The 24,855-nt window shown below is 32.0% G+C and carries 24 protein-coding genes and 1 tRNA gene; 11 read left to right on the forward strand and 14 right to left on the reverse strand.

From position 1 onward, the window contains the following. Positions 1-61: 61 nt before the first annotated feature. Genes ABD730_RS15990 through ABD730_RS16000 form a run of 3 tightly spaced genes read right to left on the reverse strand, consistent with a single transcriptional unit; the run spans position 62 to position 1,662 of the window. Positions 62-427: a hypothetical protein gene (locus ABD730_RS15990; RefSeq protein WP_334465501.1), complete on the reverse strand. Its 366-nt coding sequence runs from the start codon at positions 425-427 to the stop codon at positions 62-64. 37 nt (positions 428-464) lie between these two features. After that, complete coding sequence (ruvC, locus tag ABD730_RS15995; protein ID WP_115808405.1) at positions 465-1,019, reverse strand: crossover junction endodeoxyribonuclease RuvC; 555 nt, start codon at positions 1,017-1,019, stop codon at positions 465-467. A 4-nt stretch (positions 1,020-1,023) separates the two neighbouring features. Next, positions 1,024-1,662, reverse strand: coding sequence for an outer membrane beta-barrel protein (locus ABD730_RS16000; protein ID WP_215926983.1), 639 nt, complete (start codon positions 1,660-1,662; stop codon positions 1,024-1,026). Between the two features lie 63 nt (positions 1,663-1,725). On the opposite strand from ABD730_RS16000, the gene ABD730_RS16005 reads away from it, so the two are divergent. Genes ABD730_RS16005 through ABD730_RS16015 form a run of 3 tightly spaced genes read left to right on the forward strand, consistent with a single transcriptional unit; the run spans position 1,726 to position 4,723 of the window. After that, positions 1,726-2,658, forward strand: coding sequence for a lysylphosphatidylglycerol synthase domain-containing protein (locus ABD730_RS16005; protein WP_344715934.1), 933 nt, complete (start codon positions 1,726-1,728; stop codon positions 2,656-2,658). Beyond that, positions 2,658-3,806 (forward strand): glycosyltransferase, encoded by a 1,149-nt coding sequence (locus ABD730_RS16010; RefSeq protein WP_344715935.1) that lies wholly within the window; start codon positions 2,658-2,660, stop codon positions 3,804-3,806. Before ABD730_RS16005 ends, ABD730_RS16010 begins: the two co-directional genes overlap by 1 nt. Before the next feature lie 53 nt (positions 3,807-3,859). Further along, the gene (locus tag ABD730_RS16015; RefSeq protein ID WP_344715936.1) at positions 3,860-4,723 is read left to right on the forward strand and encodes a hypothetical protein; all 864 of its coding nucleotides are present in this window, start codon (positions 3,860-3,862) and stop codon (positions 4,721-4,723) included. Positions 4,724-4,814: 91 nt separating this feature from the next. Here ABD730_RS16015 and ABD730_RS16020 read toward each other — a convergent pair whose 3' ends face one another. From ABD730_RS16020 to ABD730_RS16035, 4 genes are all read right to left on the reverse strand, one after another. After that, positions 4,815-5,291: a hypothetical protein gene (locus ABD730_RS16020; protein WP_334465515.1), complete on the reverse strand. Its 477-nt coding sequence runs from the start codon at positions 5,289-5,291 to the stop codon at positions 4,815-4,817. 116 nt (positions 5,292-5,407) lie between these two features. Beyond that, a complete protein-coding gene (locus ABD730_RS16025; protein ID WP_344715939.1) occupies positions 5,408-6,538 on the reverse strand; it encodes a tetratricopeptide repeat protein in 1,131 nt (376 codons plus the stop codon). 15 nt (positions 6,539-6,553) lie between these two features. Next, positions 6,554-8,836 carry a M56 family metallopeptidase gene (locus ABD730_RS16030; RefSeq protein ID WP_344715941.1) on the reverse strand — a complete coding sequence of 761 codons (2,283 nt, stop codon included), beginning with the start codon at positions 8,834-8,836 and terminating at the stop codon, positions 6,554-6,556. A gap of 87 nt (positions 8,837-8,923) precedes the next feature. Next, entirely contained in the window at positions 8,924-9,289 is a 366-nt protein-coding gene (locus ABD730_RS16035; protein WP_334465522.1) for a BlaI/MecI/CopY family transcriptional regulator, read from the reverse strand. Positions 9,290-9,505: 216 nt separating this feature from the next. On the opposite strand from ABD730_RS16035, the gene ABD730_RS16040 reads away from it, so the two are divergent. Further along, complete coding sequence (locus ABD730_RS16040) at positions 9,506-10,003, forward strand: DUF456 domain-containing protein (RefSeq protein ID WP_344715943.1); 498 nt, start codon at positions 9,506-9,508, stop codon at positions 10,001-10,003. A gap of 254 nt (positions 10,004-10,257) precedes the next feature. Here ABD730_RS16040 and ABD730_RS16045 read toward each other — a convergent pair whose 3' ends face one another. The 3 genes from ABD730_RS16045 to ABD730_RS16055 all read right to left on the reverse strand — a co-directional run bounded on the left by ABD730_RS16045 (position 10,258) and on the right by ABD730_RS16055 (position 13,315). Next, positions 10,258-10,926, reverse strand: coding sequence for a response regulator (locus ABD730_RS16045; protein ID WP_215926965.1), 669 nt, complete (start codon positions 10,924-10,926; stop codon positions 10,258-10,260). A gap of 79 nt (positions 10,927-11,005) precedes the next feature. After that, a complete protein-coding gene (locus tag ABD730_RS16050; RefSeq protein WP_334465529.1) occupies positions 11,006-13,036 on the reverse strand; it encodes a tetratricopeptide repeat-containing sensor histidine kinase in 2,031 nt (676 codons plus the stop codon). Between the two features lie 105 nt (positions 13,037-13,141). Beyond that, complete coding sequence (locus ABD730_RS16055) at positions 13,142-13,315, reverse strand: hypothetical protein (RefSeq protein ID WP_215926961.1); 174 nt, start codon at positions 13,313-13,315, stop codon at positions 13,142-13,144. 798 nt (positions 13,316-14,113) lie between these two features. Between ABD730_RS16055 and ABD730_RS16060 the strand changes: the two genes are divergently transcribed. The 7 genes from ABD730_RS16060 to ABD730_RS16085 all read left to right on the forward strand — a co-directional run bounded on the left by ABD730_RS16060 (position 14,114) and on the right by ABD730_RS16085 (position 20,372). Next, a complete protein-coding gene (locus tag ABD730_RS16060; RefSeq protein ID WP_344715945.1) occupies positions 14,114-14,983 on the forward strand; it encodes a tetratricopeptide repeat protein in 870 nt (289 codons plus the stop codon). 161 nt (positions 14,984-15,144) lie between these two features. Continuing rightward, complete coding sequence (locus ABD730_RS17485) at positions 15,145-15,336, forward strand: response regulator transcription factor (RefSeq protein WP_425583588.1); 192 nt, start codon at positions 15,145-15,147, stop codon at positions 15,334-15,336. 750 nt (positions 15,337-16,086) lie between these two features. Further along, positions 16,087-16,989 (forward strand): CsgG/HfaB family protein, encoded by a 903-nt coding sequence (locus ABD730_RS16065; protein WP_334465537.1) that lies wholly within the window; start codon positions 16,087-16,089, stop codon positions 16,987-16,989. Between the two features lie 53 nt (positions 16,990-17,042). Next, positions 17,043-17,534 carry a hypothetical protein gene (locus ABD730_RS16070; RefSeq protein ID WP_334465540.1) on the forward strand — a complete coding sequence of 164 codons (492 nt, stop codon included), beginning with the start codon at positions 17,043-17,045 and terminating at the stop codon, positions 17,532-17,534. A gap of 2 nt (positions 17,535-17,536) precedes the next feature. Next, entirely contained in the window at positions 17,537-18,445 is a 909-nt protein-coding gene (locus tag ABD730_RS16075) for a DUF6175 family protein (RefSeq protein WP_344715948.1), read from the forward strand. Positions 18,446-18,450: 5 nt separating this feature from the next. Next, positions 18,451-19,395, forward strand: a complete 945-nt coding sequence (locus ABD730_RS16080; protein ID WP_344715950.1) for a hypothetical protein — start codon at positions 18,451-18,453, stop codon at positions 19,393-19,395. A gap of 218 nt (positions 19,396-19,613) precedes the next feature. Beyond that, complete coding sequence (locus ABD730_RS16085) at positions 19,614-20,372, forward strand: hypothetical protein (protein WP_344715951.1); 759 nt, start codon at positions 19,614-19,616, stop codon at positions 20,370-20,372. 280 nt (positions 20,373-20,652) lie between these two features. Here ABD730_RS16085 and ABD730_RS16090 read toward each other — a convergent pair. The 4 genes from ABD730_RS16090 to trxA all read right to left on the reverse strand — a co-directional run bounded on the left by ABD730_RS16090 (position 20,653) and on the right by trxA (position 24,712). Continuing rightward, positions 20,653-20,726, reverse strand: a tRNA-Asp gene (locus tag ABD730_RS16090). 76 nt (positions 20,727-20,802) lie between these two features. Continuing rightward, entirely contained in the window at positions 20,803-21,732 is a 930-nt protein-coding gene (locus tag ABD730_RS16095) for a DUF58 domain-containing protein (protein WP_334465551.1), read from the reverse strand. 36 nt (positions 21,733-21,768) lie between these two features. Further along, complete coding sequence (locus ABD730_RS16100; protein ID WP_344715953.1) at positions 21,769-24,258, reverse strand: chondroitinase-B domain-containing protein; 2,490 nt, start codon at positions 24,256-24,258, stop codon at positions 21,769-21,771. 136 nt (positions 24,259-24,394) lie between these two features. Next, entirely contained in the window at positions 24,395-24,712 is a 318-nt protein-coding gene (gene trxA, locus ABD730_RS16105; RefSeq protein WP_020898224.1) for a thioredoxin, read from the reverse strand. Positions 24,713-24,855 lie beyond the last annotated feature (143 nt).

The raw sequence follows: 24,855 nt of genomic DNA on the forward strand, positions 1-24,855 counted from the left end.
ATTAGTTTTCAGTATTCAGTATTTAGTCGCAGTTTGCAGTCGGTTGCAATCAAATTTTTTCTTATTCTTCAAATAAGTCATACAAGGTTGAAATTCTTAAATCACAATACATTTTCATGAAATTAAAATAAAGCATATCAAATTGACTGCCATAAATTTCTCGTCTCGTTTCCCAAGATTCATATTCTGGAAATTTCAATTGAAACTGGCCTTCAACAAAAGTTTCCCAAAGTTTTTCTGAAGCTTCAAAAGCTGTTATAAATGTAGAATCCTTACTATTTATACGCTTCAATTCAATAACTAATGAATCTTTAATTTTTTGAGATTGGTAATAGTTTTCATGAGCAATATCATTCATTTCAACTTGCCCTTGACTGAATCCTACTAAAGATTGAAGTAATACAACAAATAAAATGATGATTCTCATGTTCTGTTTTTAACTGAATAATCCGATTGCAATTGGCTTATTTTTTAACGCGGCCTTCATTCTGCTTTACAAAAGCAGACCATCCTGAATAACTTTTACCAACCTCAACACGTCCTTCGTTATAAAAATGACAAACTGCTGCTGCCAAACCATCCATTGAATCCAGATTTTTAGGGATCGTTTTAAGTCCTAACATACTTTGTAGCATTTTAGCGACTTGCTCTTTACTGGCATTTCCATTTCCGGTAATCGCCATTTTAATTTTTTTAGGAGCATATTCGGTAATAGGCACTTCGCGCGACAAACCTGCAGCCATAGCAACACCTTGTGCACGACCTAATTTAAGCATACTCTGTACGTTTTTACCAAAAAACGGAGCTTCAATTGCTATTTCATCGGGATGATAGGTATCTATGAGCTCTACCGTACGTTCAAAAATAAGTTTGAGTTTTAAATAATGGTCGTCATACTTTTTGAGCATCAGTTCATTAAGTTGCAGAAATTCCATTTTTTTACCTACAATTTTTATGAGTCCAAAGCCCATAATTGTTGTACCTGGATCTATGCCTAAAATAATTTTTTCTTTGCTCATATAATTAATCGCAATACTGGCAACCACTTAATGAAACTGCCAAGCCAAAGGTAAGGTTAAAAACGCTTCCATTAAAAGCTCCCAAACCACTTAACACCGGATTGTAATCATCTAAAGACGTTACTCCATATAAATAAGCCATATCTGCGTAAATAGCTACTTTTTCGTTTATGGCATAATGCACTTCTAATCCTGCATTAAGGTTTAAATACGTCTGTTTATTATCGCGTAATGTACCTAACGGTTTTACCATTGCTATACCTGGCCCTGCATGTGCAACTGTGCGTAATCGCATTGGCAAAAAAGTAAAATATTCTGTAGGATCATATACAAATTGCGCATTAATACGTGAATAGTTGATTTTAAATTCTGGCGTACTATCATCATTAGAGAACCGATTAAATCCGTAATCTAATTTTACACCATAGCGTTTAGTCAACATATGCTGAAGTCCTAAATTTATCGTTGGAAAATTTACGGATTTAGCATAAGAGCCTTTTACAAAACCATCGGTTGTTGGGTAATTAACACCCACTGCAAAAAGTGCTTTCCACTTGGCTGTATCTTTAAATTGTGCCTGACTCTTAAAGCTTATAAAAACGACAATAAAAAAGAAAAGGTAATGTTTAAAATAATGTTGCATCTGTAAGTTTTTGGTTTTATTTGTAATATGTACTCTAATGCGCCTTACAAAACTAAACAATTCTTGTTTGTACTTATTAAATTGAGTATTGTCTTTGGTGCATTTTATTTTATCTATTCTAAACTTTCTGAAAATGAGAATTTACAACTCAATGAATTTATTGCATTTTTAAAGAAAAATGATTCATTTTCACTTAAAAACATTAGTTTTTTAATCCTTTTAAGTAGTTTTAATTGGTTTTTTGAAATTTTAAAATGGCAAAATTTAGTCAAAACAATAAAACACATTTCATTTAAAGCTGCATTAGAACAAAGTTTAGGAGGCCATACAGCATCGCTAATTACACCAAATCGCATTGGAGATTATGGAGCAAAAGCAATGTACTTTACAAAAACCCTTAGAACTAGAATTGTATTACTTAACCTCTTGGGTAATATGACACAAATGATAGTAACGACCATCTTTGGTCTTATGGGTTGTATACTATTTGTGAGCCACTATCAGATTGATGTTAATTATTATAATGCGGTGAGGTTTGTGGCAATACTTATAATACTAGGCTCTCTTATAACTTTAGGAGTAAAACAAAAACGCTTTAAAATTAAAGGCTATTCTCTTGTAGCTGTAATCGATTTTATAAAATCAATAACCTTAAAAATACATGCTATAACCCTTTGCTTATCCTCTATTAGATATCTTATATTTTCATTTCAGTTTTACTATTTATTAACTGTTTTTGGTATTGATGTTGATTATACCAAAGCAATGGTTGTAATTACAAGTATGTATTTTTTAGCATCTATTATACCATCTATTTCAATTTTTGATGTGATTATTAAAGGTAGCATTGCGGTCTTTTTATTTGGTTATCTTGAAGTCAACGAACTTACCATTCTTTCAATTACAACCCTTATGTGGCTATTTAATTTTGTAATTCCGAGTATATTTGGAAGTTATTATGTATTAAATTTTAAACTGCCAAAACCTGTAGAATAATGATTGCGCTATTAGCCATTATCACAATAATTATATACCTCTTTGTTATAGGTGTACTTATTTATGGTTTTGATAAAACTAAAGACTTTAAGCTACAAGATTTACCTCCTAAAACAAAATTTTCTATTGTAATCCCATTTCGGAATGAAGCCGAAAACCTTCCAAGATTACTAAATTCAATAACAAAATTAAATTATCCCAACGGGTTCTTTGAAGTTATTTTAGTAGATGACGATTCTGAAGATGATTCGGTTTTAATTATTGAAAAAATTCTCAAAACCTTAAGTAAACAAAAAAATACTCTAGCTAGCACTATTCGGATAATTAAAAATGAAAGAACCTCTAATTCACCAAAAAAAGATGCCATAACCTCTGCCATTAAACAATCTAAACACCATTGGATAATTACGACTGACGCAGATTGTGTTTTACCAAAGTATTGGCTTGACACGTTAGATGAATGTATTCAAATTAACCAACCCAACTGCATTGTTGCTCCAGTAACCTATCATGGTAAGACCTCATTTTTTAATCGCTTTCAAACTTTAGACATTTTGAGTTTGCAAGGCGCTACTATTGGTGGCTTTGGTATTCAAAAACCATTAATGTGTAATGGTGCTAATTTTGCTTACCTAAAATCTGAATTTATTTCTGTTAACGGTTTTCAAGGTAACGATACCATATCAAGTGGAGACGATATATTTATACTTGAAAAAATATGGAAAAAAGCGCCAAAAAAGGTGCACTATCTAAAATCTAAGAAGACAATTGTAACAACTTATCCTGTAAAAAATATAGACCAATTAATACAGCAACGTTTACGTTGGGCTTCAAAAACGAGTAATTACAATAATTGGTTTGCAAAATGTGTTGGCTTAATTGTTTTACTGGGAAATTTAACCTGTTTATTACTTATGCCGGCTGCTTTTCTTAATTATATAACTCCTAAAATAGCCATAGCTTTATTTGTGATTAAATTTAGCATTGACTTCTTACTATTATTTAAAGCAGCACGCTTTTTTAAACAAGAAAACCTATTGCTTTCTTATATGTTTTCTAGTCTCATTTATCCCTTCTTTAGTGTCTATATTGCATTCCTATCATTCTTTAAATCTTATCATTGGAAAGGCAGAAGCGTTAAGAAATAGTGCTCTTTTAAAAAAAATTAGGTAGCTTTACTTAAACCAACTCCAAACTTCAAATGAAAAACATACTATTATCAATGCTTTTGTTTTTGACTTTTCAATTTAATCATAGTCAAGAAAACTATACAATTAATGGAGAAACGCTTGAGCTTAAAACAGAAGTAGATGGAACGTTAGATTTACTTTGGACGAGTGATGACGGTAACTATCGCTATTTTGTTAAATCTGAAAATGGCACTATTACCGAATTAAAGAACACAAAAGAAAGCAAACGAAATTTCCTTGAAGAATACAAAACCACACTAAGTAATCTTACAAATGGCACGGCAACAGATAAGCTAAAATTTACACTTTACGACCTTAAAGCTTTTATTAACACTTATAATATGTCTGCAGACTCAACTTATACCTCAGTAGCAACATCTCGAAAAGTAGGCTTTAGATTAGGTGTTTTTGGCGGATTGACGAACAGTCCTTTTGTTAATAATCCTGAAAACACAAAAGTACTGCTCATTGGTGGAGAATTAGAAATTTTTGAAGCTAATTCTTCTCAGCGTCATTCTGGATTTATTCAAGGGCGTCATACATTTGATGATGAAGATTTTAACTATAGCACAAACGAAGCTGCATTAGGGTATCGTTATAGAATAATAAACAAACCTACATTTTCTATTTATGGTCAAGTAAAATTAGCGACTGTAAATATTGCCAGTTCTTCTTTTCAAGATGCTAGCGGAAAACAAGAAAGCCAAAGTGAGACGTCGTTTGATATTCCTTTCATTTTTGGAATAGGATCTGACATCAAAGTTGGCTCTAGTGGTTATATTACAATTACTTATGGAGAATTATTCGCTATTTTTTTAGACAATCAAGGTAATTTTTCAACCGATATTGCTGTAGGTTATAAATTTAATTTGTAATAATACGATTCTTTTGTCGCGCTATTTTTAAAGCCTGTTTGACAGTTTGATAAAAAATACTTCGTTAGGCTAAAATAGACCTAATAACGTTTTAATCAATCCTTACTATTACAGGTAATTCAAACGCAGTAGTCACTTGTTGTCCCCTTTTTATTGCTGGAAATATTTTTGGAACATGTTGTAAGCTTTGTCTTAGCAGACTATCTATTTCCGGGATTTCCTGTATAGTTTCTGGCTGAATATTAATGGATTCTATTTCTAATAATCCCAAATTATCAATCTTAATTTTAAGTGTAATAGTATCATTAACATCATTAGAAACTACTAAATTTTGAGCTTCTAAATACCGATTAACATTAGTGATTAATGTATTTTGAAAACACATTTTACTATCCTCTTTAGAAGTCATGTATTCACAATCAGTAAACGTTGGGTAAGTATCTACTTCATTCCAATTAAAGGTTTGCAGTTCTTCCTCAAGCAAATCTTCAGGATAAACTTTCTTCTTTTCAAAATAATTGCAAGAGGTTGCAAAAAGCAAGATTAAAAGACAAACAATTCGATTCATTACTAGTGTTCTGATAGCGAAAAGTACGATATTTTATTCAAAAAGCGGCTAGACAACTTCGCTTTTAGATTGAAGCCTTAGCTCTATGCGTTGATTTCATTTTTTATGAGGAATTATTATTCTTCTTCTAAAAATTTTTCTTGCTTTAATTCTTTAAGCCGACCTTTAGCATAGCTCAAAAATGGGCTTTTTGCCTTCTTCTCAATAAATTGCTCATACAGCTTAATTTTACTATCTGTATCAGCATAATATTCATCTTTAGTTCTAAGGATATAAAACTCGGCCATGATATTGGAAGGATCTTCTTTTAACGATTTCTGAAAGGCTTTAATAGCTTGGTCATACTTTTTCTGTCGATTATAAAGCGTTCCCAATCGTTGATACTCGTCTGCTAACGATCGATCTTGAAGTTTTATGGCTTTAGAAATATACGCTTCTGCGTTTTCAAAATCACTTAACCTCTCGTAATACGTACCAATAACAAATATTGCACTAGCATCGTTTGGGTTATATTTTAAGGCTTGCTTCCTGTGATAAATGGCGTCTTCGTAATCTGAATTTTGCGCGTAACTCAAGCTTAGCTTTTCATGTATGAACTCAGATTTTTCGCCCAAATCCAACAATTTATTAAACCAAACAACAGCATGTGTATAATAGTCTTGATGGTAATAGGTTTGGGCTTTTAAACTGATCAACTCTATATTGTTTTTATAGCTTTCTAATCCTTTATCTATATAACGATGTGCCTCTATAAAATTTCGTTTTATTAAATGATGTTTGGCTATTTTAAAAATGGCTTTTTGATGTGTTGCATCCAGCTTAAATGTTTTTTGAAATTGCTGTAATGCCGTAGTGTCTTTTTGCTTTTCTAAAACCACACCTAATTCATAATAGTAATTAGGGTTTAAACTATCGGATGCAATTAAGTTTGAAAATCGCTGATTAGCGTCTTTATATTGTTTTGTTCTTGCTAACAATTTTGCGTATTCATACTGCAACAAAAGGTCATCTTCATTTGCTTGTATGGCTTTTTCATAATTATTTAAAGCTTCTCCATAATTCCCTATAGCCATATACGCTTTTGCAATATCATCGTAAACCTCCTCTAAATTTTCTAAAGATTTATAAACCTCTATAGCTTTGGAAAAGTTGCCATTACTATAGAGATGATCTGCTTTCGTCTTAGAGTTTTGTGCATTTAAATTTAAGGTAAACACGACCGTTAATAGCCCCAAAAATAGTTTCATACGCAATTACAATTATTATTTTTTAGAGCCGTGAATTTGGTATTCAATTGGTAAAGAAAACGGCACATTTACAAGTTCACCATTTTGTTGCCCAGGTATAAATTGTGGTAATAATTTTATAACTCTAACGGCTTCTTCTTCTAATTTAGGATGTGGCCCTCTAGCTCTAATAGTTTTAGCATCCCCATTTTTATCTATTGTAAATTGCACAAAAATTCGTTTTTTACCAGAAGACAATCCCAATGATTGCGCTAAATTGAGATTAAAATTTTTATTTACAAATGAATTAATAGTACTCACCGTACATGCTCTTTTGTCTGCCTCTGAAGACCGATCTACGCAACTCGAGTAAGCTGGTGCTATTTCAACGACACTAAAAGGCACATTTTCTTTATCGTTTAAACGCTTTACAGCACGTTTCCTTAAGCTTTCTAGTACTTGTAAGCTATCTTTTTTAAGATCTATTACGTTTTTAGAATCTCCATGAATCTGAAAAACAATAGGAATAGAAAAAGGCACAACCACAACGTCACCCTTTTGTTTGCCTGGAATAAACTGCGGTAAGGTTGCTATAACACGCTTAGCTTCAATCTCTAGTTCTGGACTTGGACCTCTAGCTTTAATGTCTTTAACAGAACCATCTTTATCAATTTTAAATTGTACAAAGATTCGTTTTTTTCCTGGACTTAAATTATCACCTATATCTGTATTAAAGTTTTTACCGATGTGCTTGGTTACAAAGTTACTAAAACAGTCTTTTCGTTCTTTATTAGATTCTAAATCTTTACATTCAAATGTCGTTGGCGTTTCTTCTATAACTGAAAAAGGAACTTCTATGTTTTCATCAATCTCTATAACTGTTTCTGTAGTTTGGTTTGAAGTATAAGAATCTATTGCAAACGTCTGTATACCGTCTGTAACTACAAGTTTTTTAAAATATGAATCACTTTCTAACTGCTTTAGCAAGCCATTAAACCTAGCTTCTTCTTCTTTTGTTTTATTTGCTAAATCTTCTACAAATAATTTAAGAATACCATCTTGAGTACTTAACTCCCAATGTTCTTTTGCTGCTTTTGTATTTTTGTACGTTTTATATTCTGCATAGTTTTTATACCTGCTTTCTTTCATAAATTCAGAATAATCGAGATCCTCTTGATTAAGCGTCCCATCTTCTGATTTTTTTTGAACATAACTATCCGACATATACAATCTAAAAGCATGCATTTTAAAAAACTCTTCTTTAGACAGCAGATACTTTTCTAAACTATTATCACTAAATCCTGCATATTCAAAAAGCTCATTAAAATCAGCTCCGGCTTTTTTCATAGCAACCAACTCATTGTAATATTTAACAATCAAGGCTTCATCAGTAATTTCCTGATCAACAACTTGTTCGTTTTGCTCTTTATTTTTCTGCGCTCTAACTTCTGTAGACGTATAAATTAACATCCCAAAAACCATAGGAATTAACAAGGCGTATTTTATGAGATGAAGCTGTTTTGATTTTGATTTTTGTAACATAGCGATTCGTTTTTTGATTAATGATTTATTAAAAAAAGTATTGGTAAAAGACACCTGATTAACATCTAAAACCTGATTGAGTAAACTTGTATAATAATCTGCCTTACCACTTTGCTTTACCGCTTTGGCATCGGCAATATATTCGTGTAATTCTTTTATTCTATTTTGATAGATATAGACTAAAGGATTAAACCAGAATACGATTCTAAGCCATTCAAAAAACAACAAATCTACGGTGTGATATTCTTCAATATGCACTAGTTCGTGCTTATAAATCGTTGGTTTTTCGGACTCTGAAATATGTTCTCCTAAAAATATGGTGTTGAAAAACGAAAATGCCGCACTACTTTTTATGAGCTTAACAATAAGGATATTACCTTTCCAACGTTTTGGATTTTTATGTTTTAGCCAATATAATTTGGTGATTTTAGCTAGAAAAATCAATGAGGCTATCACAATGCCTATTACTGCAATTATTTGCCAAAGTGGAGTTTCTGGATCCTCTAAAATAATACCAGCTAGTTCTGCCGTTTGAATGTCGTAAACCGTAGGCGTTTTTGTTCCAATAAACACTTCTGGTAAATGAATGACCATATCTTTTGTGGCCATCGTTTTTAGTTGAGGAAACTTAAGAAATGGTAACACAAGCGCTAATACAGGTGTAATTATTAAATACGCTCTATTGTAATTAAAGAAGGTTTCGCGCTTTAAAAACAAATCGTATATCAATAAAAACAACGCTTGAAAAGCTATAATTTGAAGAATAGAATACAGCATAATTTTTTAATTTGTTACTATTTAATTGTTTAGTGCTCTTATTGAACTTTGTATACTAGATAGCGTTCAATTTTTATAATAAAAGAACTACTGCGGTTTGTTTTTATTGATTTCGTCTAGTAAGGTTTCAATGTCTTTGACATCCACATCATTTTTCTGAACAAAAAACGACACCATACTTTTAAAAGAACCTTGAAAATAATTGTCTACTAATTTATTAATAGACTGATTACTATAAGATTCCTTAGCAACTATAGGAAAGTAAACATGTCCTTTTCCTTTTTTCTCATAGTTTACAAAACCTTTACTTTCTAAAATTCTTACGATTGTAGACACCGTATTATATGCAGGCTTAGGCTCTGGTAAAATTTCAATTATAGATTTTACATTGGCTTTTTTAAGCTGCCATAAAGCTTGCATAATTTCCTCTTCTGCTTTTGTTAACTGTTTCATCTTGTGCTATACTTTATTCACAATCCCACAACTATCATATTGATTTTCAATGAGATTATATTTATAATTACTCTTAAATCTTGAAATACATTTTTATGATTTTTTCTAAATCACACTGCTAATATAACTAAAAAATTAGTTTAAACTAATTTTTTAGTTAATAAATGTAACTTTGGTCTGCTTATTGCGACGTATAGATGAATTCAAATTATATATATGGAAATTTTTCTAGTGCTCTTAGCACTACTTTTAATGATCTTAGGTATTCTAGGTAGTTTTCTTCCTGTTTTACCCGGACCACTAACCAGTTGGGTTGGTCTTTTAGTGCTTCATTTTACAGATGGCATAGAATTAAGTACAACCTTTTTAATTGTCACTCTAGTATTTGCCGTTTTTATTTATATACTAGATTATATTATTCCTGCCATTGGCACCAAACGTTTTGGTGGTAGTAAAGCTGGAATGATTGGCACCACTTTAGGTTTAATTATTGGTTTATTTTCTCCTATTCCATTTGGCATTATAATTGGCCCTTTTGTTGGTGCGCTTATTGGAGAAATGATGCATCGCAATGATTTTAATAAAGCATTAAAAGCTGCTTTTGGATCGTTCTTAGGATTTATAGCATCTACTTTTTTAAAATTTATTGTTGCTATAATTTACTTAGGCTTTTTTATTGTCAAATTATCGGAACACAACACAAGTTGGTATTAAATCTTAAAAACATTATAATAAGAAAAAAACCTAGCCGCATACTATGTGACTAGGTTTCAATTCTTGCTATTAATTCAACAATTACTTAACGAGGGATTAATTAATTCTTGCTGATGGCGTAAAGATAAGACAGCGCTTTCACTTTTTACTGTGGAAAAACCGTAAACTTACTGTGGAGAAACCGTAGTTTATAGCATTAACAATGCTTTCAAGAGTATTTTTTAATCAAAAACAAGCCATATTTTATCTCTTTTTTATAAAAACCCTTTTTCTCGGGCCTCTTTTAGTAATGTTTCGTCTTTTCCATCTTCTACAGAAAACAAAAGTTTAAGTTGTTTTTTTCGCTTTTCTATCGCACTTGTAGAAATATCTACATACTCATTTAAGCTTCTTGTCTTAATACCTTGTGATAGCAAATGCAGAATTTTTCGATTAATATCATCAACATAAATATCACTAGAAATTGTTTTCTTTAAATAATTATTAACCGTACTACTATAATAAGGTGGAGATTTTAATATTTGCTGAAAACCATCTGCCAATTCCATAGATGTTAAATCACTTTTTATAAGAAAGCCATCTGGATTTATTTCTTTAATTATATTATGAATTCTAAACGTTTCATTAAACATGGTAAGAATGACAATCTTAGCTCTAGGCATTAATTTTTTTGCCAGTAAAGCCAAGTCTTCACCTGAGGCATATTGGCCATCTTCTGATCCAGGTAAACTGATATCAAAAAAACAAACATGATATGGGTATTTTTTTGATGCACGCTCTATCATAATAACTGCTTCGTCACAATTATGCGCTGTATCTATATGTAAAGTTTGATCATTTTGCTTTGTTGCCATTAACACATTTTGATAGCCCTCAATAATAATTGGGTGGTCATCTACCATTAAAATGTTGATATGATTCATGTGGTTATTTTTTTTGGTCACATGTTATTCTCACACTAAACGTATTACAATAAATATTGAAATTCGTTTTGCGCTCGGGTCATGCTGATTGGTTTATATAGGGAATCTGAACATTAACTTGTGTTCCATTGTATGGCTGGGACGAAAATGAAATCTCACCTTCAATATCTTCAACACGAGATCTCATGTTTTTTAACCCAATACCTTTTCTACTTTTAGAAGTATCAAAGCCTTTGCCATCGTCAATAATATCTATGCAAATTAAGTGTTTTTCTAATGAAATACTAATTTTTATCGTTTTTGCATTAGCATGCTTATAGATATTTTGCATGGACTCTTGAATGATTCTGTAAATATTAATTTTGGTTTTATTGGACACCAAATCCCAACTAATATCATCCGTATAACTAAATTGATGTTCTAAGTTATAAGCTTCAGCTTGGTTTTCAATAAGTTCAGTAAGAATATCCATAAACCCAGATCCTGCTACAAAATCAGTATTTAATTCGTGAGATATTTTACGTATATCTTGTTCAACAGTTTGAAGCTGACTAATATATTTAGCCCTAGTCATCATAGCTTCTTTTCCTTCTTTAAAATTAATACTATCCAAACTTAAGCGCACACCAAAGAGTCCTCCCAATACACCATCGTGCAATTCTTTTGATATTCTTATTTTCTCCTTGGCTCTAGCTTCATCCACTTTATCTTGCTGCACTAACATTAAGTTATAAATATCTTCATTTGCTTTTTGCTGTACCTGTATAAGCTTTAACTTTCTATTTTTTGCACGTTGAGAAACGAATAGATAAGTTAAAATTGCTGTTACCAATAAACCAATAGATAAGATAAGTAAGTATAAATTTTCTTTAGAAATTTTTTCGTTTTCTGCAACTAACTGATCAGTTTCATATTCTATTCTTGCGAATTTATTCCTAACGTTACGTTCTATATTTATTAAACTATCGCTTAACTTAATATACTCATATAAATAACGTTTACCTTCTTCGCCTTTTTTAATTTTTGAAAGCAGCATTAATGCTTCTAATGTATAATTGTTAGCATATAACTTTTTGGATATGTTATAAGCTTCCTCAGCATATATATAAGCTGAATCATTTTCCTCGAATTCGAGATAAAATTTAGACAAATCAATATCTACAGCAATCCTGATTAAATCATCATCATACTGTACAGCTAAATCATGTGCTTCATGAAAAGCTTTTGAAAGCTCGGAGTAATTTCTATTGCCATTAAGCAGTTGGGTATGCCCAAGATTACTCATAATTAAAGCATAAAAAGTAGGATCCTCTTCATGATACTTTGATCGCAACGGCAACAAACTACTATACAACTCAATAGCCTTATCGTAATCTCCAATTTTCTTATAAACAAATGCCTTATTATGGATAGAGAAAACTCTATTAAGAAAACCGTCGTTCATTTTGTTAGCTATATCTATAGCCTTATCATGGTATTGGATAGATTTATCAAACTGATTAAGCTCCGAAAATATACCGGCAATTCTATTATGTAAGATCCATAAATCGTCTAAATTATCTTCATTTTCTGGTAAATCATTCAAAAGTTTTATAGCCCGAATGGCATTGGTTTCACTCGAGGTATAATCTTTCTCATTATACTGTAAATCTGCAATACTCATTAAAGAATACGCCTCTTCCTTATAATTTTTTAATGTCGAATAATATTTTAGAGATTTAGAAAAATAGAAAAAAGAACTATCATAGACTTTAACAAACTTATAGTAACTCGCCAGATTCCCTGCAGATACAGCAAGAGCCGAAGTGTCTTTAAGTTTTTTAGCTAATTTATAATTGAATTGATTTACAGAGATGTATTTGTCATAATCTTCTGCATAAAAATATTTTAAAGATAGATTTCGATTTGCTTTTAATACTAAAGAATCAATTTTTGAAGTTTTAGCAATCTCAACGGATTGAAGACTGATAGCAATGCGTTCCTCTTGCGAATAATTAGACTTCTTAGATTCTTCTATAAGTGAATCTACCTGAATCGCTATCGTATTACGGCCAGAGTTCTGACCATAAATTTTTGTACATAAAAATAATATTAAAAATAAAGCCCTCAACAATTTAATTATAAGTATTTACTCAAAGGTATATTAAATATATGGAAGGCAAAAAGCCCTAATCGTAATTAGGGCTAATTATTAATATATTTTTTTGACGAAGGTTTAACCGTTAGTCTTTAACTTAACTTTATTTTTTGTGTGCGCAATTAAATCATAATTCTCATGCGTGTTATAAGTAGGTTCATCATTATTAGCTACAACAGCTTCAGACTGTACTCCAGATACAGTTAATAATAATACAGCGGCTAGGGCAATAGTAATTTTTAGGGTTTTCATATGTATATATAAATTTAGGGTTTACAAAATAGTCAACATTAAACTGCGCAACGCATAACGTTACATTGAGGGAAGGGAATGGATTATTAACTATTTTAGGCGCTACCTAAAATTGCACTATAAATTAAAACGAGGGACGTTTTTCTAGACAAGCAAATGCCTAATAGTAAAATGGATTAAAATTTTCCTTTACAAGCGATTTGAGGGCTTATTGAGGACTACAAAGATACATATCTTTACGAAATTTCCAAACGATATGTCGACGAAAGGTAGATATTGTCCGACCAAAAACACATTTCATGTTCATAACCTGTTGATAACTTGAGCTTTATACCTCTAAAAAATATTCGTATTCTCTATTTTTTTATTATAATAAATGAATGCTTAATTCAAAAACTTGACAATACCAGAAGCCAATGACTCATAAAACAAAAAAAGATCTCAGCATAACACTTACAAAACAATATTAAAAACGTAGTAGAAAAAAATATAGGCCCTTTTGGTGTTTTTAGATTTGTTTTTTTAGTTCGTCAGTCAAAATTAAAAAAGCTAAAAATCTCCTAAGCAAGTCTATTAAACAACAAGCAAAATACAGTCAAACAAAGAGAAAAGTCACCCAAAACTAAAGCGCAAGGTGAATCTTTATTGACATAATGAAAATGGCATATGAAAATTAATTTTAAGTAAAATTATTATATATATTTAAGGTTTGTCAAATAAAATCTTACAGAACATTAAACTCCATTTATAAGTGTATAATTAAAACTTTATTCACTATTTAAAATATCCTATCCACTAATGCTGCTCCACTATTTAAAAATTATCTTTTACTGCTTTCCCGCTCTAATCATTGCACAACATATTGATCCCATTACCTTAGAGGATGAAATCTCTAAACTCAACGACCAACAACAGTACGAGACCTCTTTATTAAAATTAGACAAGATTGTTCAAGATCCTAAATCCGATCCATTTGACAAAACTCACGCTTACATTCAAATGGCCTATACATTTAAGCGTGTCTACAATTATGTAATGACCATTAATAAGCTTGAACAAGCTGAATTAGAAGCCAAAAAATCTACCCATAGAGAAGAGTTAGAATCAAAAATTTTAGCCGAAAAAATGTTTGTTTATTTCGACATGCAAGATCAATCAACAGTAGTAATGCTTCTCGAAAAGTTTGACGACAATACTGTTAAACACCTAACTAGAGAAACTCTTGCCCACTACTATACCGTATTAGGAGCTGTGGCATTCTGGGATGAGGATTACAAAAAAGTAGAAGAGAATTACGACTTAGCCATATCAATTTTAGAAAAAGACAACCCTAAACACTTACCTAATATATATAGAGCAAAGCTAACACTATACTCAACTCTTGGAGATTACAACAAAGCCATGCAAGCTTTTGAAAAGGGTCTATATTATGCCGAAAAACATGATGTACCAATCTATAATATTATAATGCACGAAGGCTTAACCCAACATTATAAACGCATTCACGACTATGAAAACGCCTTAAAGACACAGCAATTAGTTTCAGAAAAAAGAGAACAGTACAATTTTACCAACCATAGCGAGAAGCTCTTAGCTTTACAAAACCGACTTAAAGAAGAAAGACTTAAAATTCAGCAAGAAGCTAAAAAAAACAGCAGATTTACTTAGTTGTTATTTCTGCAATTATAATCACATTAATCATTGTACTCTTAATATTATTACGTGTTTATAAACAAAAGAATAAATTAATATTACGGGAAAATCAATATATACGTAACGAAGTTGAACGTTTATCTGCTAAAATTGACACTAAAACAAACACTAAAAATATTTTAGAATCACATAATTTAACCGAGAGACAGCTCGAAGTCATTAAATTAGTTAAAGAAGGAAAAACGAATAAAGAAATTGGAGTTGAACTTTATATTTCTGAAAATACTGTTAAATATCATCTAAAAGCTATCTACGAACTTTTAGGTGTAAAAAATCGCATCATACTCCGAGAAACCTACGAACTATAATTCAATTTACAGTGGTTTAAAATATTAGACACAAGAAAACCGTCAAAAGCGTTTTTTATTATGATAACAATGTCATAATAAAAAGTTACCCTGGAAACCACCGTAGATTCCTCCCTATTTACATCATTATTTTTAAAATATTTAAGGGCAATAAAGAATAGCACCACCAAAATAACGTATCATTTTTGTAATCAATAACTATCAAAAATGATGATTTCAACCTATTTTTTACAGCTTTCATCGATATAATTACATCAAAAAAGCTGAGTTTTTCATAAAATAAAAACACAAAACACGACACACAAAAGAATCCCCAGCACAACCAAACTAAGCCTAAACGCCTAAAAATCAACACATAATAACACACTACCCCATGGGTAGTTTCCAAAACTACACGCTTACTACCCGTCATTTTTTCCGTTTTATTGAAAAATCAAATCATATTTGCCTCAACCAAATTAAATCACAATGAACCTATATCTTTTAAAACATGAAAGCACTTCCAGACTTATAAAAAGCTATTTCAGCTTAAAAAGACCCATTAACAACTTAAAGATTTGAAATCTCGGGTCAATTAAAACAATTATTCAAAAACAAGAAATCTATACGCAAACTTTCAAGATCTGATAGCTCTTGACAAGGAATAAGTGGCGTCTTACAGATAAAGACACCTAGTTTAGCCTAAAGAATAAAGCTAAATCATTAATGCAAAAATTTTAAAAAATACACCAATTCTAACATAATATAAATATGAAAAATACAATTACCTTTTTATGTCTTCTGTTTGCTGCTTTAGCTATTAAAGCTCAAAACAAAACCACTATTGCATTTCTTCCGATGTCTTATGACGAACAATCCATTAGTAGCAATGAAGCCAAAATAATTCAAGAAACAGTTATCAATGGCTTTGTTTCTTCTAAAAGATTCACGGTGGTGGATAGAGAAAAATTAGAAGAAATTGAAAAAGAAAAGAAACTTCAAAGAACAGAAGCTTTTATGGATAGCGAAAATACCGTTGCAGAAGGGCTTGGTAAAGGAGCTAGTTATTTAGTTGACGGAAGCATTATTGCTATTAGTAATTCTGAGATTAAGAAAAATAAATGGACATCCACCATTAATATTCAAATTAGAATGCTAGACGTTTCTACTGGCGAAATCTTGCACACAGAAACTGTGAATTCTGTATTTACACCTTTTAACAAGGACATTAAAAAAGTAATAAAGCCTTACTATTCTAAAGACGAATACAAAAGATTAGAAGAAAAAGAAAAGCTATTATTAGATTCTTCTAGCACAAGCTCAGAAGCTTTTAATCTTGCTTTAATACCATTAAGTGATAATATCATTAAAGCCACAAGAGCTCTTTTTCCGTTACCAGCTAACATCATTGGTTGGAAAAAGAAAGAAAAGCATGAATTTACATTTGGAGCAGGAACTGCCGCAGGAGTGCAAGCTGGTCAGATTATAGATGTGGTAAAAACCTCTACAATCACTATGGGCGATAAGGAAATAGAAAGAAATGAAGTCGTTGGTTCTGCTTGGGTCATTAGAGTAGATGACCAAAACTTTTCTGTAGCCACTTTAATAAACAACCAAAAAGACATTAAAAAGGCCGTTAAAAATGGACAACCCCTAGGAGTCTTAGTGAGATAAATAACAAATCAATAACCATTATAACAAACCAATAACCTTTAAATCTTAACATTATGAAAAACATTTACTTATTATCAATTCTTGTAACCATCCTAGTAACAAGCTGCCGTTCAGGCTTACAATCGTCGGAATTACCAGAATTGTCGGTTAACCCATATTCAACATCTCAACTTATTGAGCATGACACCCAAGGCATTGTAACCTTACTAGGATCTAGTGATGAATTTAGAGTAAAGCAAGACGCCATAGACAACGCACAAAAAAAAGCAATACGACATTTATTATACATAGGCTTTCCAGGAACAGATATGAAAAACCCAATGATTAAAAAAGGAAAACGCGTTGAAACGGAGAACAAAGCATTTTTTGATCAGTTTTACAAATCAGGCTACAAACAATACATCACAAGTAACCAAGTAGAATACTTTGATTGTGAAGATGCAACTAAACAATGTATAACTGCAGCATCTACGTTTAAACTTAACTACAATCTTTTAAGAAGAGACTTAGAACGCAACAAAATTTTAAATAAAATAGGATTTTAATTATGACTAAAACAACATATCTTTTAAGAACAATAGTAATAGTGATCTGCTGTTTTCAAACCTTTTCAACGTTTGCTCAAATTGAAGCAACTAAAAGTGATGAAGTCGCAAGAGCACAAGCCAAATTAATGGTTGTACCTTATACTAAAGAAGGTGAAGACATTAGAAAAATCTTAGACGACAATCCATACATTCGCTCTGCAATGTCCATGGTTAAACAATCCTTTGACCAACGTGGATGGACGACTGTAGATTTTGTTGCAAATCTAAGAGCTGCCGAGTCTAATCGTGCTTTTCAAATGGATAGGCAAGCAGACTTTAAAGCCGATTTAATCGCTGGGTCTGGTACTGATATTTATGTGCAGGTAGACACACAACTTACAACCGATGATTCTGGATCCGCAAGTGTAACCTTAGTACTTCAAGCATTTGAAACCCACACAGGAGCTAGTTTCTCTAATCAATCAGAAAATAGCGGTCGTTTTAACACTAAAGATTATGATAAATTAATCGAAAAAGCCTACGACCGCATTAGAGAAGAGTTTTTAAATATGCTTCTTGAAAAAACAGATGAAATTAGAGAAATAGGACGTGCTATTAAAATTGAGCTCAATTTGCATGAAGATGCTGAAATTGATTTTGATAGTGAAGTAGGCGACGGCGACTTCTTAAATGAAGCTATTGAAGACTGGATTTATACAAACGCCTATAAAGGAAGAGCTAACTTAGCTGGAATCTCAGAGAAATCCATGGCTTTTAATGAGGTAAGAATACCACTTTTTAATCAAGAAACAGGTAGACCGTATAACCCAAATAGATTTGCAAGTGAACTCATTAGATTCCTAAAAGCTAATAACGTTTCTGCCTCTAGAAATATAAAAGGACAGAACTTGTTTATTACAATTAAATAGTATTTATGCAGCGTACAACATATACTTTGTTTTTGTTTTTGGCTTTTGCTTTCTCAAGCACTTTAGGATTTGGTCAAGATTACAGTGCCATTAACTTTAGTTATAAAATGCCAGATACAAAAACCAAAAGCAGTGTCACTAAAGCACATTACAGATTGCTGGAACAAAAAATCGAAGGGAGCTACAAGCAGGGAGGCATACTTAACGAAGGGAACCACTTCCTCTCTAGCCAGGCTCCCTTTGATATTGTTCCTTACATCGAAGTGGTAGACATAAGAAATGCTGGAGATATTGAAACAGTCAAAGTCGTTAAAATCGCAATGCATTTATCAATTACAAATGCAGAAAGTCAAACTCCATTTAATCAGTTTAAAACAACGATAATAGTTACCGATAAGGACACAGAAAAAGCAATAACAAAAGCAATCAAGCAAATAAAAACTTCAGGCCAAAAATTCCAAAACTTTTTCACAAAGGCTAAAGCGAATATTTTAGCTTATTACGAAAAAAATTGTGCTAAAATTCTTAAATCAGCTAACACTCATATTCAAAGGAAAGAATACAAAAAGGCTTATGGGTTGCTAAAGTACATTCCAGAAAATATGAGTTGTTTTGCTGATGCAGAACGCTTAATCACCAATATTTATACAGATAACAGAGATTCAAATTGTAAAAAAATACTTGAACATGCACGTATTCAAAAATCATATAAGGATTATTCTTCAACCTTATTTAGTTTAATATACATTGATTCGGAAAGCTCGTGTTATCCTGAAGCGATAAAAATGGCTCAAGAAGTAAAGGAGCTAATAAACAAAGAGGATGCTAAAGCATTTATACCTTCTCACGAGGAAGATAAAGAGAAGTTCTCTAAAATGTCATATATAGAAAAGACTAGAATGTTAGCCTCATTAGCCAACATTTTAAATCTCGATTTCATTCAAAAATAATTTAAGTAAGTCTATTAATTCAACGCAAAGCCGGCTCAATTCATATTTAGAGTCGGCTTTGCTTATTTACAAATTCACTAGTGCTTATCACTCAAATTTGTATTGATTTTAACCTCTCAAACAGCAGCAATCTTAAATACTATTATTGATATAAAACCACAACTGCAACCATAAACCATCTATACGTATAAGTTTAATATTTTTAAAAATTCCAAATTATGAAGTTCAAATTCTTAGCGCTATTAATATGTATTACCTCAATAGGTTTTACGCAGAGCAAACCCCTTGACACACAAAAAAACGCCCACATAAACACTATAATAAGCTTGTTTAAAACCAAAAACACAGACCAATTAGCCAAGCTCATAAATTATCCCTTAGAAAGAACATATCCCATACCAAGCATTAAAAGCGAAGCCGATTTTAAACTGCGCTTCTCTGAAGTTTTTGACGATACACTTGTAGCACTAATTACAAACTCAACACTAGATCAGTGGGAAGAAATTGGTTGGAGAGGTATAATGTTAGATGATGGTATAATTTGGATTGATAGCGCTAACGGAAAAATAAAAGCTGTAAACCACCAAAGCGAGCTTGAAAAAAAGAAAAGAGCAGCACTAATAGCCGAAGAAAAAGAAAACCTACACAACTCCTTAAAAACATTTGAAAACCCAATCTTTAAACTAAAGACTAAAAACTACCTCATTAGAATAGACCAACTCGCTAATCACACCTACAGATATGCATCCTGGAAAGTTACTGAGAACCAAGCTTCAAAACCCGATTTAATATTGAATGACGGAGACTATGAATTCCAAGGCAATGGTGGTAATTACGCTATTACGTTTATAAACGGAATATACACCTACAACATTTACAGAAATAGTATATCTAAAGACGATGCTCCCGAAGTTACACTTGAGGTTCTAAAAAACGACCAGGTCGTCCTAACAGAGCACGGTAAATTGATAGATTAAAACTAAAGGTACAAGCTCGTCAAAATTTTAAGAAGAGACTTAAATGTTTTAGGTCTCTTCTTGCATCTGTATCAAAAGAGAATTGTATTAGAACGACTTTAAAACCTTCCTAAAACAAAAAAGCATCCCAATCTTCTTATTCAGAAAAAAGGAAAGCCTTTCATTGGAATACCAAATTGCTTTGGTAAACTACTTCCAAGATCTCTCTTGGAACAACACAACGTCTTTTAATCGCTAAAAAAAAGCCTCAATTTCTTGAAGCTTCTTTTTGCAATTTTAGCGGTCTGGACGGGACTCGAACCCGCGACCTTCGCCGTGACAGGGCGACATTCTAACCAGCTGAACTACCAGACCGTTGCTTAATTGCGAGGGCAAATATACATCGCATTTTTAATTTGACAAACAAAAAACTAAAAAAATAAAAAATATTTTAAATAAATTTTTGACGCTCTATCATATAAGTCGTCAATATGTTGTCAAATCCAGCATTAATATTAGCTTCTACATACTTAATTCTGTACTGACCACACCTTAGTTTCAAGTTCGTAAAGTATTCTTTTACAGCTTTTTCATAAGTATGTTTAATATTATCTGCATACAAATTAATATGATCTCCAGTCTCCACATCGATAAATCGTTTGGGCCTGTTATCAAAATCAAAAGACAATTCTTTTTCTTTATCAAAAACATGAAATAAGACTACTTCATGCTTATTATGCTTTAAATGTCGTAATGCTTCAAACAGTTTTTCGTCATCTTCTGACGTTTGAAACATATCTGTAAACACAAAAATTAAGGAACGACGATGAATTTTTTCGGCAATCTGATGCAAATATCTGTACGTTTCTGTTGTTTTAGTCTCAGGTTTAGAAACTACAGCGTCACTTAATTTATGTAATAACATTTGATGATGACGCTCACTCCCCTTTTCTGGAGCATAAAAATCGTAGTTGTCACTGTAAATACTCAAACCAACAGCATCACGCTGCTTTTTCAGAATATGCATTAAAGACGCACTTGCTAAAGCTGAGAATGCAATTTTATTAAGATGGTCTATATGCGTTCCTGCCGTTTCCGGATAATGCATAGAACTACTATTATCTAATATAATATGACAGCGTAAATTGGTTTCCTCATCATAACGTTTAGTATACAAACGGTCTGTTTTCGCATAGAGTTTCCAATCTATATGTTTAGTGCTCTCTCCTGGATTGTAAATTTTATGCTCAGCAAACTCAGCAGAGAATCCATGAAACGGACTTTTATGCATTCCAGCAATAAAGCCTTCAACGACTTGTTTTGCTAGCAATTCAAGATTTTTAAATCCTCCTGCCTTATTGAGTTCTTCTTGTAAATTCATTTAATTAATTTAAAATATCATGCTTCATTTTCTGAATTAATACTTCACAAATTTTATAGTACCAATTCCTTCTAGAACGACAAAATACACTCCTTGTTTTAAGTAGGCGACATTTACGGTAACATTTTTTGAATTACCCGCGTTACGCACTATCACTTTTTGCCCTAAACTATTAAATATTTGAAAAACTCCTATTTCAATTTTAGAAGATGTAATCGTCAATTCTTCTTTTCCTACTGGAACAGGAAACACCTGAATTTGATTACTCAAATCGTATTCTAATTCAGAAGTACTTAAACTATCATTACAAACAGTTTCTCCATAAATATTGACCTCTATAATACTTACCCAATCTGAAGTTGCAGAACTATTACCATTGCCGGTTATTTTTACGTAGCGTGCCACTGTATCTTCTAAGCTAAACAATTGTTCTGTAGTTATAGGCGCAATACTACTATTTTGATTGGTTAAAACAGGTGTAAATGTACCACTGCCATCAACAGCAATAGATAGATCAAAATTTGTTGTTCTCTCATCCGATTTTAAAAAGTAGACACCTATTTCGGTTAACGTATGATTACATGATAAATCAAACGTTATGGACGCTTCTCCAACTGCAGGATTTGCAGACCAGTAATAACCACTTGTAATGGGGTACACATTGTCATAAGCAAACTCGGTTGCGACATTATCTTTTCCTGTTTCTGTTCCCACTCCAAGAGCTGAACCCACAACTATTTCTTCTGGAATAAAGGATTCTGCAGATTGTGTTACTGTGATTACAACAGGGTTTGCTCCATTATTTCCAACTAATGTAATCGTTCCTACTCTATCCGTTCCGTTAACATTGTCTAAAGCTGTTATCGTAATACTTCCTTCTCCTGTACCAGCATTAGCACTTAAAGTAATCCAAGATAGATTCTCTGTTAGTGTCCAGTTGGTATCAGATTCTGTAAAAATATCTACTGTAATATCACCTCCAACTCCCGCATAAACTAACAATGACTCAGAAGCCATTAAAAGCGAGCCTTCAGATGCACCAAAACCTACGCTTACACCAACATCACTTTGATTAAAAGGTCTGTGAGTTATTGAAGCCCCATATTCCTGAGCACCAACATCATAAACATCAGATCTTAGACCTCCAAAAACGTCATTTGAAAAAAGTGTTTCGCCATAAGTTCCTATAGAGCCATTAATGGCAGGACTTGCAGCTACTATTGAATATACTCCGTTAACATTTAAATTGGTATCTAAAAAACCTGAACCTATTGTAAAACCTTCAGTCGTATCTCCTGTTCCTGAATCATACATATTCCCTTCAAAAACAGAATTGGTTGCAGATCTTTCGGTTTCAATATATACCTCACAATCTACAATAAGATTATTTGCTACGGTAATATCATTTGGTGCGACATTTTGACCAGAGCCTCCTGAATCTACTCCTATACGAAGTCCTAAATCACAATCTACAATTGTATTATTAACCACCATTAGATTATGAATAGGACCATAACCATTCAGCTGATCGTTATTGGCTTGTGTAGCCGAAATGTTTATAGCTCCAAGCGCTCCACTTTTACTCGATGAATTTTGTTTGGTAGCGTTTGTGCCTTGTATGTAATTGTTATAAATACGATGATCTTCGCCAATAACACGAATTCCTCCATTAAAATAAGACGCGGTTTTACCATCATTTAAAAAGAAGTTATTATAAACCGAACAGCCATTACCATGTCTTAGTGATAATGCTCCTAAATAATTTTCAAATGTATTTCTGTAATATTGGTTATTTCCGCTTTTATTAGCAATAATTTCAGGTTCACCACCTTTGACTTCATAAAAATAATTATCATAAACTTCAGACGACGAATCGGATAAGGACTGACTACTATCACCAATTCTAATTACATCCACATCGTTATATTCATCTGCTAGGCCCACTTGATTTCTATAGGCAAAATAGTTATGATGAATTTTCATTCGGTCTTCAATACCAGTTGTTCTTTGATTAAAAATCATAGAACCCAAACAATCTTTATTGATTAAAGTGTTATAACTAATTTCATTGTCTTGGCCATAAACTCTAATCCATCTAAAATCACTGGTATTTGATGGTGGATTATAATCATCTATTTTAACCTGTGAGACTTTACAATGAGAACATTCGGAAACATTTTTAAACGAAATTACATACGAATTGGCACCAAATTGGCTAAACGTGTACGTTCCTGTAAAAATAATTCCTGTTAAAGTAATATAAGAACCACCCATTTTAATACGGCAGTTATCAAATATAACTCCGCCTGGTGTTTCTGCTTGTATAATTATACGGTTGGAAAAAGATCCATTGGCTTCAATAGAAAAATCACCATTACTATAGGTTCCATTTTCAATGGTAATAACAGAGCCTTCTACGGCAGAATCTAGAGCGTTTTGAATAGCTTCAACTGAAGCAATTTGAGCATTCCCAAACCAACAAGCCAGAAAACATAAAATATTAAAAAGAGTGATTTTAGAAATCATGGTATAGGATTAAGAATAATTTTTATAAAAATAAATCAATTATAAAAAACCCTACTAAAAAGAAGAAAGAATTTAATGTTTAATCCTAAAAATGATATGGTCTATTTTTAGGATTAAACATCTTATTTGGTATCGATTACAAAAGGGCGTCGATAGCGTCTGAATAAGCTTTTTTAGGTGCAACTCCAACTTGGCGACCAACAACTTCACCTCCTTGAAAAACCAATACTGTAGGTATGTTTCTAACACCATACTTAGCAGCAAATTCTTGGTTTGCATCAACATCTACTTTACCAACTACAGCTTTACCTTCGTATTCTGTGCTAATTTCATCAATGATTGGTCCAACCATACGACAAGGTCCACACCAAGCAGCCCAAAAATCAACTACTACTGGTTTATCACTTTTTAATACTGTCTCTTCAAAATTTGCATCTGTTATTTCTAATGCCATAATATTTATTTTTAATTGTTTTGTAATTCGTTTTTGAAGCACCTTTCTATTGGTGCAACTGCAAAATTAGTCAAAATATTTGGCAAACCTTACAATGGCTGTATATGTTTTGGTTATAGCCACATAGACGACTTATATATGCA

It is taken from the genome of Winogradskyella damuponensis (assembly GCF_039538385.1).
In the GTDB taxonomy this organism is placed as follows: Bacteria; Bacteroidota; Bacteroidia; order Flavobacteriales; family Flavobacteriaceae; genus Winogradskyella; species Winogradskyella damuponensis.

Bases quoted from the DNA above. Each gene is read 5' to 3' on its own strand.
- ABD730_RS16070 (WP_334465540.1), top strand. From the start codon at position 17,043: ATGAAAAACATTTACTTATTATCAATTCTTGTAACCATCCTAGTAACA.
- ruvC (WP_115808405.1), bottom strand. From the start codon at position 1,019: ATGAGCAAAGAAAAAATTATTTTAGGCATAGATCCAGGTACAACAATT.
- ABD730_RS16045 (WP_215926965.1), bottom strand. From the start codon at position 10,926: ATGAATCATATCAACATTTTAATGGTAGATGACCACCCAATTATTATT.
- ABD730_RS16025 (WP_344715939.1), bottom strand. From the start codon at position 6,538: ATGAAACTATTTTTGGGGCTATTAACGGTCGTGTTTACCTTAAATTTA.
- ABD730_RS16095 (WP_334465551.1), bottom strand. From the start codon at position 21,732: ATGAATTTACAAGAAGAACTCAATAAGGCAGGAGGATTTAAAAATCTT.
- ABD730_RS16015 (WP_344715936.1), top strand. From the start codon at position 3,860: ATGAAAAACATACTATTATCAATGCTTTTGTTTTTGACTTTTCAATTT.
- ABD730_RS16085 (WP_344715951.1), top strand. From the start codon at position 19,614: ATGAAGTTCAAATTCTTAGCGCTATTAATATGTATTACCTCAATAGGT.
- ABD730_RS16055 (WP_215926961.1), bottom strand. From the start codon at position 13,315: ATGAAAACCCTAAAAATTACTATTGCCCTAGCCGCTGTATTATTATTA.
- trxA (WP_020898224.1), bottom strand. From the start codon at position 24,712: ATGGCATTAGAAATAACAGATGCAAATTTTGAAGAGACAGTATTAAAA.
- ABD730_RS16035 (WP_334465522.1), bottom strand. From the start codon at position 9,289: ATGAAACAGTTAACAAAAGCAGAAGAGGAAATTATGCAAGCTTTATGG.
- ABD730_RS16100 (WP_344715953.1), bottom strand. From the start codon at position 24,258: ATGATTTCTAAAATCACTCTTTTTAATATTTTATGTTTTCTGGCTTGT.
- ABD730_RS15990 (WP_334465501.1), bottom strand. From the start codon at position 427: ATGAGAATCATCATTTTATTTGTTGTATTACTTCAATCTTTAGTAGGA.
- ABD730_RS16020 (WP_334465515.1), bottom strand. From the start codon at position 5,291: ATGAATCGAATTGTTTGTCTTTTAATCTTGCTTTTTGCAACCTCTTGC.
- ABD730_RS16030 (WP_344715941.1), bottom strand. From the start codon at position 8,836: ATGCTGTATTCTATTCTTCAAATTATAGCTTTTCAAGCGTTGTTTTTA.
- ABD730_RS16010 (WP_344715935.1), top strand. From the start codon at position 2,658: ATGATTGCGCTATTAGCCATTATCACAATAATTATATACCTCTTTGTT.
- ABD730_RS16075 (WP_344715948.1), top strand. From the start codon at position 17,537: ATGACTAAAACAACATATCTTTTAAGAACAATAGTAATAGTGATCTGC.
- ABD730_RS16080 (WP_344715950.1), top strand. From the start codon at position 18,451: ATGCAGCGTACAACATATACTTTGTTTTTGTTTTTGGCTTTTGCTTTC.
- ABD730_RS16040 (WP_344715943.1), top strand. From the start codon at position 9,506: ATGGAAATTTTTCTAGTGCTCTTAGCACTACTTTTAATGATCTTAGGT.
- ABD730_RS16060 (WP_344715945.1), top strand. From the start codon at position 14,114: ATGCTGCTCCACTATTTAAAAATTATCTTTTACTGCTTTCCCGCTCTA.
- ABD730_RS16000 (WP_215926983.1), bottom strand. From the start codon at position 1,662: ATGCAACATTATTTTAAACATTACCTTTTCTTTTTTATTGTCGTTTTT.
- ABD730_RS16065 (WP_334465537.1), top strand. From the start codon at position 16,087: ATGAAAAATACAATTACCTTTTTATGTCTTCTGTTTGCTGCTTTAGCT.